The sequence below is a fragment of the Anaerobacillus sp. MEB173 genome, assembly GCF_052119505.1.
Taxonomy (GTDB): domain Bacteria; phylum Bacillota; class Bacilli; order Bacillales; family JBJMAU01; genus JBJMAU01.
The window spans coordinates 780,631-799,631 of record NZ_JBJMAU010000001.1; the positions used below are offsets into that span (position 1 = coordinate 780,631).

The 19,001-nt window shown below is 35.9% G+C and carries 14 protein-coding genes, 1 pseudogene and 1 riboswitch; of the genes and pseudogenes, 4 read left to right on the forward strand and 11 right to left on the reverse strand.

All coding sequences use genetic code 11. The annotated features are described in order from the left end of the window. The first annotated feature begins 40 nt into the window (after positions 1–40). Together ACJ2A9_RS03885 and ACJ2A9_RS03890 are read left to right on the forward strand one after the other, a co-directional pair. Positions 41–1,771 carry a hypothetical protein gene (locus ACJ2A9_RS03885; RefSeq protein ID WP_441420283.1) on the forward strand — a complete coding sequence of 577 codons (1,731 nt, stop codon included), beginning with the start codon at positions 41–43 and terminating at the stop codon, positions 1,769–1,771. 891 nt (positions 1,772–2,662) lie between these two features. After that, positions 2,663–3,046 (forward strand): DUF4183 domain-containing protein, encoded by a 384-nt coding sequence (locus ACJ2A9_RS03890; RefSeq protein WP_441420284.1) that lies wholly within the window; start codon positions 2,663–2,665, stop codon positions 3,044–3,046. Between the two features lie 45 nt (positions 3,047–3,091). On the opposite strand, the gene ACJ2A9_RS03895 is transcribed toward ACJ2A9_RS03890, so the two are convergent. From ACJ2A9_RS03895 to ACJ2A9_RS03910, 4 genes are all read right to left on the reverse strand, one after another. Next, on the reverse strand, positions 3,092–3,463 hold the full coding sequence (locus ACJ2A9_RS03895) for a DUF4183 domain-containing protein (RefSeq protein ID WP_441420285.1): 372 nt from the start codon (positions 3,461–3,463) through the stop codon (positions 3,092–3,094). 191 nt (positions 3,464–3,654) lie between these two features. After that, positions 3,655–3,999: a DUF1360 domain-containing protein gene (locus ACJ2A9_RS03900; protein ID WP_441420286.1), complete on the reverse strand. Its 345-nt coding sequence runs from the start codon at positions 3,997–3,999 to the stop codon at positions 3,655–3,657. 392 nt (positions 4,000–4,391) lie between these two features. Then, positions 4,392–7,574 (reverse strand): UvrD-helicase domain-containing protein, encoded by a 3,183-nt coding sequence (locus ACJ2A9_RS03905; RefSeq protein ID WP_441420287.1) that lies wholly within the window; start codon positions 7,572–7,574, stop codon positions 4,392–4,394. Further along, the gene (locus ACJ2A9_RS03910) at positions 7,567–10,584 is read right to left on the reverse strand and encodes a PD-(D/E)XK nuclease family protein (protein ID WP_441420288.1); all 3,018 of its coding nucleotides are present in this window, start codon (positions 10,582–10,584) and stop codon (positions 7,567–7,569) included. The genes ACJ2A9_RS03905 and ACJ2A9_RS03910 overlap by 8 nt, the downstream gene beginning before the upstream one ends. Positions 10,585–10,752: 168 nt before the next feature. On the opposite strand from ACJ2A9_RS03910, the gene ACJ2A9_RS03915 reads away from it, so the two are divergent. Beyond that, positions 10,753–11,544, forward strand: a complete 792-nt coding sequence (locus tag ACJ2A9_RS03915; protein WP_441420289.1) for an HAD family hydrolase — start codon at positions 10,753–10,755, stop codon at positions 11,542–11,544. A gap of 68 nt (positions 11,545–11,612) precedes the next feature. Here ACJ2A9_RS03915 and ACJ2A9_RS03920 read toward each other — a convergent pair whose 3' ends face one another. The 3 genes from ACJ2A9_RS03920 to ACJ2A9_RS03930 all read right to left on the reverse strand — a co-directional run bounded on the left by ACJ2A9_RS03920 (position 11,613) and on the right by ACJ2A9_RS03930 (position 12,845). Next, positions 11,613–11,972, reverse strand: a complete 360-nt coding sequence (locus tag ACJ2A9_RS03920; RefSeq protein ID WP_441420290.1) for a Lin0512 family protein — start codon at positions 11,970–11,972, stop codon at positions 11,613–11,615. A 140-nt stretch (positions 11,973–12,112) separates the two neighbouring features. Then, positions 12,113–12,280, reverse strand: a complete 168-nt coding sequence (locus ACJ2A9_RS03925; RefSeq protein ID WP_441420291.1) for a hypothetical protein — start codon at positions 12,278–12,280, stop codon at positions 12,113–12,115. Positions 12,281–12,458: 178 nt separating this feature from the next. Next, positions 12,459–12,845 carry a hypothetical protein gene (locus ACJ2A9_RS03930; protein ID WP_441420292.1) on the reverse strand — a complete coding sequence of 129 codons (387 nt, stop codon included), beginning with the start codon at positions 12,843–12,845 and terminating at the stop codon, positions 12,459–12,461. Positions 12,846–13,148: 303 nt separating this feature from the next. On the opposite strand from ACJ2A9_RS03930, the gene yppF reads away from it, so the two are divergent. Continuing rightward, on the forward strand, positions 13,149–13,343 hold the full coding sequence (gene yppF / locus ACJ2A9_RS03935) for a YppF family protein (protein WP_441420293.1): 195 nt from the start codon (positions 13,149–13,151) through the stop codon (positions 13,341–13,343). Between the two features lie 92 nt (positions 13,344–13,435). Here the strand turns inward: yppF and ACJ2A9_RS03940 are convergent. The 4 genes and pseudogenes from ACJ2A9_RS03940 to ACJ2A9_RS03955 all read right to left on the reverse strand — a co-directional run bounded on the left by ACJ2A9_RS03940 (position 13,436) and on the right by ACJ2A9_RS03955 (position 18,639). Beyond that, positions 13,436–15,084 (reverse strand): annotated as a pseudogene (locus ACJ2A9_RS03940) (SLC13 family permease). 171 nt (positions 15,085–15,255) lie between these two features. Continuing rightward, positions 15,256–16,308, reverse strand: coding sequence for an alpha/beta hydrolase (locus tag ACJ2A9_RS03945; protein WP_441420294.1), 1,053 nt, complete (start codon positions 16,306–16,308; stop codon positions 15,256–15,258). Between the two features lie 313 nt (positions 16,309–16,621). Next, positions 16,622–17,977, reverse strand: coding sequence for a TrkH family potassium uptake protein (locus ACJ2A9_RS03950; RefSeq protein WP_441420295.1), 1,356 nt, complete (start codon positions 17,975–17,977; stop codon positions 16,622–16,624). A gap of 5 nt (positions 17,978–17,982) precedes the next feature. Beyond that, positions 17,983–18,639, reverse strand: a complete 657-nt coding sequence (locus ACJ2A9_RS03955) for a potassium channel family protein (protein WP_441420296.1) — start codon at positions 18,637–18,639, stop codon at positions 17,983–17,985. 78 nt (positions 18,640–18,717) lie between these two features. Beyond that, a riboswitch (cyclic di-AMP (ydaO/yuaA leader) is annotated at positions 18,718–18,866 on the reverse strand. Between the last annotated feature and the right edge of the window lie 135 nt (positions 18,867–19,001).

Genomic DNA, 19,001 nt, shown 5'->3' on the forward strand with positions numbered 1-19,001 from the left:
CCCCTATTGCATGGACAATATTATATTGGAGGTTTTTAAAGTGAGTAGAAAAAATATCCATATGATTGATACAATCCAACTCCAACAAAAAATCATCTATTTTAAAGCTGAACTTGATAAATATAAAAGAAAAGTTGATAATTATGAGAATAATTACCATTTTTCTCAATTAAAGAAACTAAAAGAAGAGAATCATCAATTAAAAGAAGAAAACGAGGCAATCTCCTTACAATTTAAAGCTACATGTGAAGAACTTGAAAAAAAGGTGACCGTTCTAAACGATAAAGTCAAGCTCTTAGCTGAGAAAGAAGAAAATTTAAATACGATTGTTTCAAATCAAAAGGTCGAACTTGATAAGCTACAAAAAGAAAAAGCTGATTATGAAGAAAAAATCACTAAACTAATGGATAATAAAAAAGAATTTAAAAGTAAGATCAATACATTAAATAAGGAAATTCGTTCTCTTAATGATCAACAAATAGAAACGATAAAAAAAAATCAAGTTATTCAAGAGGATTTACAATCAAAGATTAATAAGGTAAACAAAGAGAAAGAAACCGATTTAAAAAGAATATCCGATTTAGAGAAGCTTTCCAGTGAATTAAAAGCGAAAAATAAACAGTTAGATAACTATATTCAAAAATTAGAAAAACAGCGCAATGATAATAATCTTCATCAAGTAGAACTCAGTGAACAAATTAAATCTCTTCAAAATGAACTTAACGATTATAAAACAGCGAAAAATCTGCTTAAGAAGAAAGATTCTGAATTACAAAAAGAAAAACAGAATTTTTCATCCGTAGTAGAGAAACTCAATCAAGAGCGTAATAAAGTAAAGAATTTCGAGTTACAAGTTCAAGAACACCAGACGTCAATTGAACAATTAGAAGAGACTCTTTCTAATAAAAACCATGAAATTGAAAAATTTAAAGGTGAAAAATCCATTTTTGAAGATATAATTGCTGAAATGAAGGGTAACAAAAAAGACTTAGAAAGTAAGATCGATTCATTAAATAAGGTGATTTCTTCTCTTAATAAACAACAAAAAGAAACGATAAGTAAATCTCAAGTTATTCAAGATAATTATGAATCTCAGATTAAAACGTTAAAACAAGAAAAGCAAACTCATCAAAGAAGGATATCTGATTTAGAGAAGCTTTCTAATGAATTAAAGGAGAAGAACAAACAATTAGAAGCTAATATTCAAAAAATCGAAGAAAAGTATAATGCTGAGACTCTTAACCAAGCAGATATCAATGGGGAAATTGAAGTTCTCCAAAATGAACTTAACAATTACAAAAATGCGAAAGATCTGCTTAAGAAGGGAAATTCTGAATTAAAGGAAGAAAACAACTATCTAAAGTCCACAACATCTCAGTTAGAAGGTGAGCTTGCGGAGACTAAAAAATTGAATAAGGAATTATTTAAAAAATTAAAGGATATAGAGGAAAATAGTTCCAGTGATACGAATGAATGGTTAAAAGAAGAAGTCCTGAATATAATAAATAATCAAAAAATAATGTTCACAAAAATTGAAGAACTACAACTTAAAAGTATACCAAAAAGCACTCCCTTTAATAATCCTGAGAATATTGAACTAGCGGAACTACCTCAGTTTGAGCAGCAATTAATGGAGCTTCTGGACCAATCTTTTGATTATAAGGGGCAATTAGATTCAAAATTTATTATAATTAATGATTTAGAGAATAAATTACGAGACCTAACAATTGAAATTGATGAAATGCAAAATGCTATTAATAAAGAAGAATAAATGAGATTAAAAAGTAAACGAACGGTAATTAAAAAAGGCTGAAAACATATGAAAGCATCAAATAATCCCCATTTATTCAGATGGAGATTATTTGACGCTTTCGATGAAAGTGTTACCTGGCTGGAACAAGTCTATCATGATATTCTTAAAGTAAAAGATGTAATATACGTAAAGTGTTGATTTATTTAATTATAATACCTCGTAAGCAGCAACCTTTCTTCTTTTTTATTGGTGACTGTATTCTCGATTGATCTATTTGCACAACTGAAGGTTTTTGCTTGTTAGTCGTCCTTAAGTTTACTTTTTTTCCACTTGGAACACTTTTTACCCGTCTATTTGTATTTCTTGCTCTAAAAGATTTCAATTTATATCACTCCTAATTTTATTGATAGCAAGCATATTAGATGATGCCTATGATCAACCATGTATCGGCAACTGACTTTCGAGATAGAATGTGTTTGCCGTTCACCTCAGGGATTCAATGAAGCTACAAACTCTCATCGTTTTTACATTACCTTATTGAGCAGTGATTGAAACTCCTTATAATCCTAATACAGTCAAAGTTAGCCGTCTCTCCAATAAGGTATTCACTCTGTCTGACTTTTGCCTAGACTTTCGCCCTTTTCTATAGCCCATCATGATTACTCCCCCTGTTAAATTAATTACGATTTAGCTACGGCTACAACTAAATGCCTTTAATCAATATAAATCTCCTACAATATTCACTAAAGTTTCGTGATGTAATACTCATCTAATATGACATTTGCTCTTTTAGCATTTTGAAATACTTCAACCTAAATAATTTAATTAACTTGTCTAAAACCAACTTCTAATAACTCTCATATTATAATAATCAGAAACACTATAAAGCTTATAAAGGAGGTTTTTATTATGGCACTACAACTTATGAAGCTTCTTGTGACTGCTTCCACTACAACATCAGTAGATCCCACACCAGAAAAATTCTTTCATGTAACTACCGGAGAAACTGCTGCTGGGTCTACGCTTTCAATTGATACAGCAGACTTTTTCGATGATGCTGGACTGGTAGCAAATGATCTTCCTGCTTTAGCTACTAATAATAGCTATTTTAATGTATTTATTAACGGCGTTTTACAAATGGAAGGAATCTCAACATATACCCCAGGTGCAACAACAGTTGGATCCCTTGCTATTGATGTTCCTGCAGGAGGAGATCCAATTTTAGCAGGTTCACCTATTGTTTTAGAGGTTATAAATTATTCTCCAACATCAACCACTGATGTAGCAACTTAAACGTAAAAATGTAAGGGATTCTTTATATTGAAACCCTTACATTTTTTAGTGATAAATTGTAATAAACTGAAGAATAATAGGTGTATTTCTTTGAGGAATATCATTTGTTTTTAACCGAAGATATCCTTCTTTTACCTCATAAGTATTTGGAGGTTGTAACACCCCATTGATAAATAGGTTTATATAAGAAACCGTTTTAGGATCTAAGATACCTCTTTCCCCATATTCCTTCAGTTCGTTTTGATTTGTATAGATTGAGCTAACTCCATCAGATAAAGCATTGTACTGATAAGTATCTACTTCAGAAACTTTCTTATCTTGCCTAATTGGTACTTTTATTCGATCTTGAGTAATTAACGTTTTCCAATCATAAATTTGCCGAGCAGAAATAATGTGTTTTTTATTTTTTGAATTCATTTGACCACCTAATGCTTTTTTTTATTATATGTCTTCCTATGATAATTGGTTATAAGAAAGTTATAGGTTTAATTAATAAAATACTTTCTTCTTAAGTTTAGTTGTAAGTGTTTTTAGGGTTCGCTGTATTGTAAAAAACAGAAAAAAAGTTTCCTCATTTTCATACTTATAAAGAGTCAACTTTACACCAATTAAAATTCGGTTTTTGATTGAATAAAAGATGCCGCCCCTGATATAGCCAGTACTAGTAGAAAAAAATTAAACAGAGGAAAGTAAAAAAAAAGCATAACAATTCCAAGTGATGCCCAAATACCCACACACCAATGACAGCTGAGCAGTACTCCAAACCAATACCGTAAACCTTTACCTTTAAATTCAATATTTTCAACTAACTGTCCGTCTTCATTCTCTTGATATGTCACAGTTAAAAAAGGTTTTCGAATAAAAGAAGTAATTTCATCAAATACTATTAATCGTGTAAGTCTAAAAGAAGCGAGAATTAAGATTACTAAGTCAATCCACTCGATTCCTATCATTTATACCGTCCTTTCAATTCAATTATATATGTTCTATATTTCGAGAACTCTGTCTATTAAGATTTTAAAAAAATTACATTTAAAAACTTTACTTTTCTATACATCTCCCCTATAACTTATGATACGATCTATGTTCCATTTTAGAACCCTAAAAAATCATTGTTATTATAATTCACCTAAATAAAGTATCGAGCTTGGCGTTTACGTAAGTCGCCAAATCGTTTAAAATGAATTCACCTCTACATTAAATAAATGAAAAGAGGCAATGAAGCAATGATGGTAGATCTTAGCTCACTAGACCATAATTATAGAACCAATCAAAAACCTGGTAAGGAGTCACCAAACTCCCTCACCAGGTTTTATTCTTTAGGGCTTTTGTGACGGCCCTAGTTTTATAGTGTCACTATTTGATTATCCGTAACAAAATATAAAATTACTTCTTTCACACGTTCTCCAGTCATCTTCTCCCACGTATCTTTATACATGTTCAGTTGTTTTGCGTAGTAGTTCGTTAACTTTTCAACATCTTCCCCGCGCTTAACATGATCAGTTTTATAGTCGACAATCACCCATTGATCATCTTCTTTAAAGATCAAATCAATGATTCCTGTTAAAAGAAGATCTTGGTTCTCATTATCACTTTTTGTTTTATACGTAAACGGCAGCTCAGCAAAACATTGTTCAACCTGCCTACTGCGCTCCCAAATCGATGTTTGCTTAAATTGCTCTATAGCAGTGACTACATCATCATAACGGTCTTTTGAAATATTGAATTTTTCCAATAGTCGGTGAATAATATGCTCGAGAGCAACTATACCATTCATGCATGCTTCAAATGTTTCGTGAATTAAACTTCCCCAATCCTTCCCACCACCAGCTTCTCTTTGTACATCTCGTAAATTAATTTGTTCTGTGCTCTCCGTTGGTGTATTAATTTGATATGTTGGTGTAGTTAATGATTCACTCCAACTAGGTAAGGTTGTTTTTATTTCAATATACTCAGGGAGCGAAACACTCTCAGACTCTGTTGATCTTGGCTTTTCGACGTTTTCTGGAATGGCTAATTCTTCAAGTTGTAACCCAATCAATAACTCATACCAAGGATTATTCTTTTCATTGTTTTTGTCCATACCGCTAATGACGAGCATTTTCTCTGCACGTGTTGCTGCAACATAGACAAGTCTTGTTTCCTCAGCTTTTAAATACTCAAACTCTTCAGTTTGGTACATCTCCCAATCAACTGGTTGTGCAAGACGGTCGCCTTTTTCATTTGTAAAAGTGAAATAACCAATCGAATCGGTTTCCTCCCTTTTAATGTGCTGACTTATTTTATCAGACTGCTCGACGACTTTATTTGGATGAGCCAAAAACACAATCGGTGCTTCAAGTCCTTTTGATTTGTGGACATTCATTACTCTGACGGCATTCTCTTCATCTGGTAATGACATTTCCTCAATCTCTTCTTCTTCAATCAGTTCTCTTAGTCTTAAAACGACTTCATGAAATTCACTATGACCGTTCGCCTCATACGCACGGACTTTTTCCAACACCTGATAGAGCCGGGCATATTCGCGTTTGCTTTTTCCAAGACGAACATACAAAGCGAGAATTCCCGCGTCTGTTAATACTTTTTCAATGACAGTTGATGGTAAATCATTGATCCGCCATTGATAATAACGTCTTAGTTTTGTAAATGCCTCATCGAAAGTAGAACGATCGTTCTCATCCAATGATTCTGGAATATTTGCAAATAACGAAAACACACCACCATTCATTTTGTAATGATACAGTTGTTTATCACTAATACCAATCAACGGACTTCTAAGTACGGCAACCATATATAATGATTGCGTTGGCTGGGCAAGCAGTGTGAGCAATTGTAAGATCGACTGAAGCTCACGGTCTCCTGCAAGCGAGATTTGCCCAGTGGTGATGACGGGGATCCCGTATTCTTCCAGTTTTCCTGCATACACATCAAGACCATCATTATAACGGGTCAAAACCATAAAATCACTTGGTTGAGCCGCACTTTGATCAACTTGTTCTTTAATATAGCGGGCAATTGCATCAGCATCGGCATCGATGACGTCAGCTTTTTTTCGAGCATATGGAACGGTGATTTTCTTTAAGCCAATTCTCTCCCCTGCACCATCATCGGCCTTCTTCACCGAGTTAAGCGGGCGGTATGCTGCTTGGTAGGTCGATTCTTGCTCTGGTAAATGCTGCTGAAATACTGTATTTAATGGCTCTGTGATTACATCTAATGTTCGGAAATTCATCGTTAAGTTCAGTGCCTGTCCGCCAGTGCTGGCAATCATATCTTTCACTCGTTGATAGATATCAATATCGGCACGCCGAAAACGATAGATCGATTGCTTCGGATCACCAACAACGAACAAAGAACCTTGCCTTGGGGTTAGCTTTGTCCAATTTTTCTCTTCTATTTCAAGACCGGTTAAATACAACATCATTTCTGCTTGAATTGGATCAGTGTCTTGAAACTCGTCAACAAGGAGACAACGGTATTTTTTTTGAAAATAACTGCGAACTTCACTATTTTCCTTCAACAGTCTCGCTGTGTTTGAAAGGAGATCCTGAAAGTTTAGTTGTGAACGTTCCTTTTTTAACTTTTCATAGTAAGAGAGTGCTGGTTTTAAAAACGGAATCAGTCTGCCGTGACAGTATTCATACCAGCTTTGTAATGATGGTGCGACAATTTCTGCTAATTCAATTTGGACACTATCTCTAATTTCTTTTGCATCATCTTTAGATTTCCATTTATTTAACGTAACAGTGCTTTTTTTCTGATAAGGACGGAGCATCGCCACTTTAAATTTTTCCTTGCTATGATCGGTATATTTCAGTTGCATGATCGTTCGCAGCAATTTTTTTTGTAATGTATCGTACCCTTTATCTGGTTCAGTATCAGGCAACGAAGGCTTACAGTAGTTAACAAACTTCACAAGCGCTTGAAATGCTTCATCAAGTGAAGGCTTTTCGATTGTTTCGGATTGCCATTCAACATCTGCATATTCTCGTAAATGATGGAGGTTGTTTCTCAACTCCGCAACATCAATTCCTAACAACTGCAACTCTTCTAGCTGCTCAGGCGTTTGTAATCGAACTTGTTGAATGTAGCGGTCCCATGCTTCATCGGTTAATAAGCGGTCTTCATTTTCATCAAGCTCGTTAAAGTCAAAATCAAGTCCAGCTTCGATTGGTCGTTCTCTAAGTAATCTTGCACAAAAGGCGTGTACAGTTCCTAAATAACATTGGTCAAAATCCTCTAAGGAGCGTTCAATGCGCTCCCTTACTGTAGTATCTTCTGTTTCGATTCTTGTTTGTTCAAGTTTTGAGCGAAAACGTTCTTTCAGTTCATCGGCTGCTTTTCGGGTAAAAGTGATCGCAACGATTTCACCGATCCGATATGTCCCCGTGATAATGAGATTAACCATCCGCTGGACAAGACTAAATGTTTTTCCTGAACCAGCTCCCGCTTCAACAAGGAAGTTTGTGTTTAATTCGTTGGCAATCAGTTCGCGTTCCTTTTGGTCAACAAGCTGTAACTCAGTCATATGAACGCACCTCCTTAAAACGATGTAAACTTAGAGCACTCTCGTCTTTTCTTTTCTCTTCTAACACTTGTTGATCATAATTATGACGCAAACAGACAGCTTGATAATCACAATATTTACAATCATCTTCGTGATCGGTATAAGGGAAATGACCTTCTTTTAACAGTTCACATAAATGATTAATAATCGTTAAAAAGGCCTCCTTTTCACTTTCACCGTGCTTTCGTACAATCCGCTCTCCTTGCCCCTTTAACGTTGGAAATACGTATACACTTGAATGTACATTAAATCCTTGATCGGCAAACAGTGTTTCAAAGGCTAACGCATAAAGACTATGCTGTAACTTCCGTCCACCATTAAAATAATTCTTTTCATGATAACCGTAGCTGCTTCCAGTTTTGTAATCGATAATGGCAAACATACCATCTAAAAGACGGTCAACTCGGTCAATTTTCCCGCTAAGTAACAATGTATCTTCGTCATTTAAACGGATCGCCGCCGGTTCATATTCACCTAAACCAAATGAATATTCAAAATATAGCGGATCTCCTTCCCTACTCGCCTCTTCCTCTGCTTTTAAAAAAAGGGCACACGATTCCATTAACTCCTGCCGTTCTAATTCGTAAATGACTTTACTAGGCGGCGGATTTCCTTCCTGTTCAGCGATCAGCGCTTGATCGCACAGTTCTGTAATCAGGTCGAGATGCTGTTCAAGACTTGGCTTCTCACCGTTTTCACTGAGGATCTGATAAAACTGTTCAAACACATTATGGAGAATAACGCCTCTAGTTGGAGCGTCCAGCCATTTATAAAGATCATATTCATCTTCTTTTTCGGCTTCGACACCTAACATATATTTTAAATAGTATGAATACGGACATGTTCCTAGCCGTTCCAACTTGCTCGTTGTCATTGTCAGGTGGTCATTGTTTCGTGGGTCATGATGCGCATGATCATAATCGACTCTTCCATCATACTCAGTAAATTGGCCTTGTTCTCTTGCCTTTTGGGCGCGCATACCCTGAAGTATATTCACATAGTCTCCTGCTTCTAGAACCGCAATATCTAGCTTCTTCTCGTTCCAAATTTGCAATCCCCACCACTCACGCTCCGTTAACATTTGACTTTGAACCTGTTGGATGAAATGCACATCTTTCTTTAGCGCTTGGACCATTTCTTCTCCTGTAACATGAGGATTCTTTGTCACAAGGCGGAACATTTGTAAAAATAAATGGGCTGGTGTAGTCAAGCGATTGTCAACCGTATCCATAAACGGGTAACTCAGATGGACCCTGCCTTTAGCAGAGAGCAGCAATTGCATAAACTGAAATAAGTTTCTTTTGACAAAGGCTTTGCCTAAGGTCATTTCTGGATGAATCGCTTTACGCTCTATATCTAACAGAAAAGGATCTTCTTTTTGACGTCCAGGAAAACGATTGCTATCAACACCAACGATGTACATGTTCGGTCGATCAATGTACCAACCGATTCGATGCGGAGAAACATGGACGTGCCCTGGCTGTGGCATCGATGCTCCAACTGTGATCGTTAATAACCAAGATTCACAATGAGAAATCGCTTCGGCAACTGTCATCTGTTGGGTTACGAGAGGAGCAACCTCATCGATTTGCGCAAGCACTTGTTCCTTGGCAGAGTAATCAAAGTTATCAGCACAAATGCTATATTGTTCCAATAATGTTTTTAAGCCATAAAGCCATTGTTGATAGTCAATGCTCTCACGGAAATGACGACTAGGAAAAACAGTAAACCATGTTTCAAACCAATGTTTAAGCCGAGTGTACTCTTCTAACCGTTTTTCATATTTTGATTCAGTTGCTTGCTGCTGCTTTTCGGTTAATTGGGCAATTTTTTCGGTTATATTTGTTAGATAGCGGTCTTTCCCCCAATGGATCTCGGCATCACGGAGTAACGAAATCATTTTTTCTTTTGACAGCCCCGCATCCTCAAGATTCAAGCTCCCTTCACGAATAAGCTTCGAGAATGTTGCTGTACTAAATTTTTCTCTATGCCAACGAAACACACCTTTCAGCAATTTCCCAATCTTCGTGTATTCAATTGGAATACCTTCAGCAAAGGTAATTGGTACTTTTTGTTGTTGTTGCACTCGTAACGCACTTTCAATGTACGGTTTTTGACTCGTATAAAAGATGACGGATTGATCAAACGGAAGTTGCTTGTTCTTTATTGAACGGAAAACAGAAAGAATTTCTTCGTCATCACTAATCTCTGCTTTTAACTCAACATTCGGAACATCTTGGATCTCTTCCATTAAGAAGAGGTGGCGAAATGGACTTTCACTCTTTATTTCCGCATCTGGCTTTCTCATTTGTGGCGGCATCTCCACCCCTGGTACTTCCGGCAGTGAGAGAATGTAGAGCTTCGTATCTTTTAAATATGAAAGAAAAAACTCTTTTTCTAAATAGTGATACGTCTCATGTGGAAAAAGTATATAAATTTTATTCGATTGATGTTGCGGAATAGTCTCTTTGGCAATGCGAAAAAGATCAGCACTATCTACAAAACCGTTCTGAACCCGTTCATTTTCATACATTGAAAAAATCTGCCTCAGATCTTCTCCCTTTTCTTTCTTTAAAAAAGCATCGAACGGAAATGTTTCCATCGTTACTCCAGTCTGTTTCAGATCAAGTATTGCTCGGTAAAGGGTATTGCTAAACGAAGGAGTTAATTGAATTGTGTTAAAATAGTGAAGCTTATTTTTTCTCTTTAACTCTTTTACCTGTGTGAAAATCATTTGTTTTCCAATCTCATAAGGTAACTTCATAAGATTGTCTTTATCTAACTTTGACTGAGCGACCTCCATCGCCAAATCATCGAAGGTTTTTATTTTGACATTGACCATTGGCTGATCTAGACGAGCTAATCCTTGAACAGTTAGCTGTCCATCTCGATGCGAAGGGACAACAAACACTTTTTCAGTTAACAAATGCTTACTTACAATATCTTTTACTTGCTGAAAAATAGCCTGCACCTGACAGTCCTCCTCTACTGTTTTTTCATTCTTTTTTACATTAACATATTTTTACTTTGTGACAAACAAACAAGCTATCTTAAAAGTTTATCTATTAATTTTGAAAACATATGATAAAATAGTATGAAAAATCAAAAGACTACAAACAAAGGGAGGAAGAGAACGATTATGATTAAAGCGGTTGTATTTGACTTAGATGATACATTATTATGGGATAAAAAGAGTGTACAGGAAGCATTTGTCGCTACTTGTAAAGCAGCACAGGAAAAATATGGTGTTAACCCTGAAGAATTAGAGGAAGCCGTTCGTAAAGAAGCAAGAGAATTATACGCATCATATGAAACGTTTGATTTCACACAAATGATCGGCATTAATCCGTTTGAAGGTTTATGGGGAGATTTCACTGATAAAATTAATGTTAACTTTCGCAAAATGAAAGACATCGTTCCTACATACAGGAAAGAAGCTTGGACGAAAGGCTTAAAAGCATTAGGAGTTGATGACCCAGCATTTGGTGCAGAGCTAGGTGAATTATTTCCAGCAAATCGCAGAAAAAGTCCGTTTCTCTATGAAGATACGTTTAAAGTACTGGATGAATTAAAGGACAAGTATCAGCTCATTTTATTAACAAATGGCTCACCGACATTACAAAATGAAAAGCTTGATATGACACCTGAGCTTGTGCCATATTTTGATCATATTATTGTCTCAGGCGCATTTGGACGTGGTAAGCCTGATCCAGCAATTTTCGAACATGTTTTATTTTTACTTTCAATAAATAAAGATGAAGCCGTGATGGTCGGGGATAATTTACATACCGACATCTTAGGTTCAAACCGCATTGGTATGCGCAACGTTTGGATTAACCGTGACGGTAAAGACATCGTTGACGACATCCACCCAACTCACGAAATCAAACAACTAAGCGAACTGCCAAAGCTGGTAAACTCGCTATCATAAATAAAAAACAGCAGTGACCCCTCACTGCTGTTTTTGTATTTTAACTTTCAACTTTCCACCATATAAACTTAATACCCCACTTCCACCGAAGCATTCACAACATAAATCAAATCATTTTTATCGTTCTTATCAGGCAGGACTACGCCACTAGTCGTCAGCATACCGCCATCGACAACTTCCACTGTAACCGTACCGTATGGTAACACTTCTTTCACCTTCTCAACGTCCAACTGATCATGATCACATGGCAATGCTAAGCGTACATTGACTTTCATATTATGTATATCGTTATCAGGTAACACTGAACGAAGTCCTGGCATTGAATTATGGTGTATTGCATTTTTGACTGCGCGTATTGAAGCCTTTGTAATGTCTTGTCCGTGCAGATCGGCACCCATTCCAATTTCAATAAAAAATATCTTCTCCATCAATATCCACTTCCTTCTATTATTTCATCTACCATTACCTATTCTCCACCAAAATAAAAATCACCTTTCCCTTTTAAGAAAAGATGATTGAACTATGTCACTAATTTCATTTAACTCGCTTCTCCTTATTCTCTAATACATTATCTACTAAATGAGTTTTCAGTATGATATAGTGATTGCTGCTCATGCTGCTCGACAACCTTTGCGTGATTTTCTCCTCTGCTCACTTCAATTTTTACGATGAAATAACCGGCTAACAAATATCCAATCGCAACAATAGGCCACCAATCAAATAACCATCCTTCCAAAATAACAGCCCCTTTCATTCAAATGTAAATTATCAATATCAATAAGGTTCATTAAATAGACAAATCTGATACTTGACTATATCATATCATATTATCCGAATATTTAGTATGTTAATTATTGTTATAAATAAAAAAGGTGCTACACCATTTTGGCAGCACCTTTTTTCATTCGACAATTTTAGACAGCGTTTTCATTTCTTGAATAATTAAACACCAACTCTTCCAACAATAATTCTAACCTTCTTAGATCACTAGATACATTTTCAATCTGCTTTCGACGAATATCATTTATGTTTTGACGATCATTTAGATTTTTATCAAAATACATTGAGAATAGATAGATTTTACTCGGTACATCTATCATTTCCCTTATATTTTGTAATAACGTATTCGAGAAAAACTGATACAATTCAAGTTCATCTATTACATTCATTAATTCCTGCAATTGTTTCGTTTCAATCATTGCTTCATCATATACTATAGTACCAACATAAGTAAAGCAATCTTCTTTTAGATTAGTATAAATTTCTTCAACTCTCTCAAGTAATTCTTTTTCAGTTCCCATTTTGTTCACTCCCTATGCTGACAATTAATATAACTCTATTCTATACGATTTTACTTAAATTTACATCACTTTTTTCCAAATTCTCAAAAAAATCATAATATATAATCTTGTAATCGTTAACAAATTGTTGACAAATTATAGAAATTACATCTTGACTTTAAACTTTTATTGTAAATTTAGCCATGAATTAGGTTGGAATCTGTAAATCTTTGTCGGAAGTTTTAATATTCAAAAATAGCAAAATGTGAACATTTTGTGATATAATCTATAAATGTAAGCGTATACAAATAGGAGGTATTATTAATGAGTTTGGAAGAATTAATTCAAAACTTTATTAGCCACAAGAAAAGTAAACCGGAAGACGTTAACGAACTATTAGACTATGTGCAAAGAAATTATATTAGTAATAACTTATGCATTGTTCAATATCGCGAATTGTTCCGTGAACTGCATGAGCGAGGGGCATTAAAGCCGGACTACACCCTCAACCCTAATTAATTCGTCCATACTCCAATACTTTCTACTATCTATGAAAAAAGGTTTTGTTCTTTCAATGAACAAAACCTTTTTCATATTTCCAATTAGTAGTCTTACTGCTTAAACATTTCTGGATACACTTGTAAATCTACTCCCCATACTAGTGGTAACAAGAAATAAACAGCCAGTACGATAAATACGATTGAAATAACGTTAATCCAAAAGCCGGCACGCGCCATATCAACATTTTTAGATGTCCTGAGGCAAAGACAACCGCATTTGGCGGTGTTGCTACTGGTAACATAAATGCACACGATGCTGCAATTGCAGCCGGAATCATTAATGCATATGGATGCACACCAATCGCAAGTGCTAGCGATGCCATAATCGGTAAAATCATTGTAGCTGAAGCTGTATTCGATGTAATTTCCGTTAAAAACATAACTAATGCCGTAACAATAACTAGAATCAGTACAAAATGAACACCTTCGACAACTGTTAATTGTGTTCCAATCCATTCAGCCAATCCTGACTCTTTGAAACCAGCAGCGATCGCTAAACCACCACCGAATAATAATAGAATTCCCCAAGGAACTTTTATCGCAGTTTCCCAATCTAATAGAAATGTTCCTCTTTTATTTAATGACGGAATAACAAACAACAGCACAGCCGCAGTAATCGCAATCATTGTATCATTAACTGCCGGAATAAATTTTGATAAGAAAAACGATGAAGTAATCCAACAGAATGCCGCGAATAGAAATACACCTAAAACCGCCTTTTCTTCAAAGCTGGCCTTTCCTAATGCTTTCTTTTGATTTTGAATTAAACTTTTTCCACCTGGAAGTGCTTTCATTTTCATTGGATAAGCAACTTTTACTAAATAAAACCAAGCTAAGATTAATAGAATCGCTGAAAGCGGAACGCCAAATAACATCCAACCAGCAAAGGAAATGTTGTATCCGTATAATTCACTTACAACCCCTGCTAAAATCATGTTAGGCGGCGTTCCAATTAATGTTCCTAACCCACCAATTGAAGCAGAATAAGCGATACCTAGCATCATTGCTTTTCCGAAGTTTTTGTCTTCTTTTGCAATCCCAACATTCTCATCTTTTAATGAGCGGGAAACCTGATAGATGATCGCCGCTCCAATTGGCACCATCATCATTGCAGTTGCTGTATTCGAGATCCACATTGATAAAAATCCAGTGGCTACCATAAAGCCTAGAACAATTCCTTGTGTACTTGTCCCCATTACAGAAATAATGGTTAAAGCGATTCGTTTATGCAAATCCCAGCGCTCCATCGCTAAAGCAATTAAAAATCCACCTAAGAATAAGAAGATAATTGTGTTTCCATACGAAGATGTCACTGCTCCGCCATCTAGCGCACCTGTAAGCGGAAACAATACGATTGGTAATAACGAAGTCGCTGGAATCGGAATTGCTTCTGTAATCCACCATACTGCAATCCAAACCGTACTTGCTAATACAGCTTTCGCTTCAGGGCTCATCCCTTCACGAGATAGAAATAACATAATTATTGCGAATAATACCGGTCCCAGAAGTAAGCCAACCTTTTGCGAATTGCTATATACAGGTTTTCTCTTATTGTTATCCTCATGTTGTACCGTCTCTTTCCCCTTTTCCTCTTTAACTGAACCAGTCTTGTCCGGAAGAGAAAAAGTAAGGATCCGTTTTACTTGGGAGTGAGAGCTCCAAAGATGATTCCAAATTGTTGCAAAGAATTGAGTATTCATTACTATCACACCCTTAAGAATTTTTTAACTATTTCTACTATAAACCGCTTTCATTGTTTTTTCTGCATTTGTACTTTTTTATCTTTTTGTTCTTTAATGATCACATTACGCTGACTTTTCATGAACAAAAAAGCACGCCCTCACCACTTATGGTAAAACGTGCTTTTCACTTCATATATATATTAGTTTAAATGGAAGGTATTTTTGACTTAATAAGAAGCCCGCAATTGCATATGCTTCTATTTGATCTCTTACCTTTTCAGTCCCTTTTGGTACATTAACTACACGAATAGCAAATGGTGCAGGTTCAATTTCATCCGCAAAAGCTTTTTTTAAAAACTGTGTAGATTCCTGCATCCCATGTTTTCCTTTATACATCACTTCGTAAAAGGAAATAAATCCGTGCATTGTACCTTGATACCGAACAGTTTCCACTGGTACACCAAATTCATATAACCGCTCTGCATATGCCTCTCCTTCATCACGCAGAGGATCGAACTCTGCAGTAATAATAAATGCCGGTGGTAAATTCGTTAAATCCTGAGCATTTAATGGTGAAGTATATGGGTTTGTCCACATTGATTGATATGGTGTATAACTATCTCTTGCTTTGTGCATCACTTGACGAGATAACAAATAATAACCGCTATCATACATCTCACGAGTCGGCAACTCAAGATCTTGAAAGGTCGTTAAAGGATAATAGAGAACTTGAGCCTTCAATACTGGTCCATTTCGGTCACGTGACATTGCTGATACTACTGTAGCAATATTCCCACCCGCACTATCACCAGCAACAGCCATTGTCATCGGATCTCCGCTAAATTGCCGGGCATGCTTAGCTGTCCATACTAATGCGTCATAACTATCCTCAATTGCCGTTGGAAAGACATATTTTGGGGCTACACGATAACCTACTGACACAACGACACTTTTTGTTTGGATTGCTAATGAGCGAGCAACATTATCATGAGTGTCAATGCTTCCATATCCCTCCATAAATGCTCCTCCATGGTAATACATAATCATCGGAAAAGGACCTTCACCAATCGGTTGATAGGCGCGTGCGGGGATTGTTTTTCCATCACTAGTTGGAATCTCAATATCGATACGGTTGAATGTTTTTCCACCTGATTTAGTTAGAAAACGAGGAGGTGTCATATCTGTTGTGATTAAGTTCTGATCAATCGCATGTAAAATCACAGCAGTCTTTGCGGGAAGCACCCCCTCCTCCCTTACAGACCAATTTTGAACAGACAAAATGATAAGTAACAAAAGAAGTAATGTTAGCAGAATTAAAAAAAGAGCCATTTTTTTTACTAGTACGGTCATAATGTTACAACTGCAAGCATAGTACCGGCAGCTTAGTGCTCCTTTCTAGATATCATTCTTAAGCTATGTAGTAAAGGAAAATAAAAACGCACGAAAAAAAATGCGCTACCTTTATAATGTGAAGGAGCGCATCTGATCATGTATTAAGGATTCTTAAAAATAGTAAAAGTTACATTTTAACCCTTATACATTAAAAACTCTTTTTCTATCCAATAATGACTCTTTCTTTCGGATAATGATAATATTCTTTAGCCTCTTTTCCTTTGATCAAGAATAAAAGCGAAAAGATTCCAATTCTTCCGACAAACATTAACACAATAATGATTTGTTTCCCAAGTGTACTTAACTCAGGTGTAATCCCCATTGATAATCCAGTTGTCCCAAATGCTGAACACACTTCAAAAATGATCGCAATAATTGGGAACGGCTCCAAATAGGAGAGGATAATAACAGCAGTCGCACAAATAAGGATCGCGAAACTGATAACAACAAACGATTTAATAATGTCCTCTTGATCCAGTTCTTTTCCAAATACTTTAATAGATTGCCTTCCGCGAGCAAATGTAAAAATAGAAAGAAGAACAATCGCAAAAGTTGTTGTCCGAATACCACCGCCAACACTACTCGGTGATGCTCCAATGAACATTAATGAGCTCATCATTAATTGTGTCGCTTCAGAAAATTGACTAACATCCATTGTCGCAAGTCCGCCATTCCGTGTTGTTACCGATTGAAACAATGAATAAAACAAAGATTCATGCCATGATTTATTCACAAAGAAATGATTACGGTCAAAAATGTAAATCAGGATCGTGCCAAATAGTGTTAACCCAAAAAATGTGATGGTCGTTAATTTTGTAAATAATGAAAATCGGTATTTTTGTTTTCTCCTTCTCGTTACAAAATAATCTTTTACTTCAATTAAAACAGGAAAACCAATTGCTCCCAAAATGAGTAAAATTATGTTGACTAATTGTACAAGATAATCATTAGCAAATGGTTTTAGTGAAGCACCGGTAATATCAAAGCCCGCATTGGTTGTTGCGCTTACTGAGGCAAAGAAAGCATGGAAAAAAGCTTCTTGCCAAGTAGAAAAGTGATCTAAGAATAAGATACCTAGAATCATCGCACCAATGGCTTCGATCACAAGAATTAAAAGTAATATTTGTTTCATTAACTCCACAAGTCCAGCAAATGTCCCTCGGTTTTGATCTATCATTATTAATTGACGTTCCTTAAGTCCAATTCGCCGACCAAATAGTAACCAAATGAACGTCCCCAGTGTCATAATTCCGATGCCACCAAATTGCAGGATGAAAGCTAAAACAAATATACCGAACTCACTAAAGGTGTCAGCTGTAGAAACAACTGTTAGCCCCGTTACACTAACCGCACTGACAGCTGTGAATAATGCGTCGGTAACCGTCCACTCGACTCCAGGCTTATGCGTATAAGGTAAACTGAGCAGGATCGTTGATACAATTACTGCACCAAGATAAAACAAAACAATTAACTGAACAGAAGTTAAGTTTACTAGATTCGATTTCTTTGGAGTGAACACGACACTTATAACCCCTCGTCTTCAAATCGTTTGAGGTCATTTTTGTGTCCAATCACAATTAAAATATCTCCTTCAAAAAGTGAATCACTAGGTAATGGTGAAATGTTCACATCATTATTACGTTTAATACCTAAAACAGTACAACCATATTTTGCCCGTATATTTAATTCAACAAGCGATTGATTGGCCACCTTTTCGGTTGCCATTAATTCTACAATACTATAATCCTCTGATAGTTCGATATAATCGACAATTTTTTCAGAGGCTAAATGTTGAGCAATTCGAACTCCCATATCGTGTTCAGGATGAATAATTCGATCTGCACCAATTTTTTCTACAACTTTATGGTGATAGTAGTTTTGCGCTTTCACCCAGACGTGCTTTACCCCTATTTCATTTAACAACAACGTAGTTAGGATACTTGCTTGAATATTGTCACCAATTGCTACGACAACATAATCAAAATTGCGGATACCTAAACTATTTAATGCTCTCTCATCTGTGGAATCGGCAACAACTGCATGTGTTGATACATTCGAGTGATCATTTACCCTGTCTTCATTAATGTCGATCGCTAATACTTCATGGCCATTTTTGTACAGTTCCTTACAAATACTCCCTCCAAATCTACCTAAGCCAATGATCGCAAATTGCTTTTTCATTTTCTCCTACTCCTTCTTTGCACCAAAAAAAGACCATCACAAAGAATGGTCGATAGCTTCTATCTATCTGACCTTTCTCTCTTGTTACGGTAACGCTTACGAGGTTAGCTGTCGGATTAGGGACTGAGAGTATCCCCTCTTACAACATGTAAGATTCACCCCAGACTGTTATGATCGTACAGTCAAATTGGTTCCCCCGCTCAATTAAGATTCAGCGATTAAAAGGTGCTAATTTATATTTATTGAATGAGTTTAATTTACTCCTGTTACAATTCTCTGTCAATATATTTTTTAAACCATTATTATCAATAATATTTTTATACGTAAAAGGTAATAATAGTAACGCTTTTTAATGCTTGCTT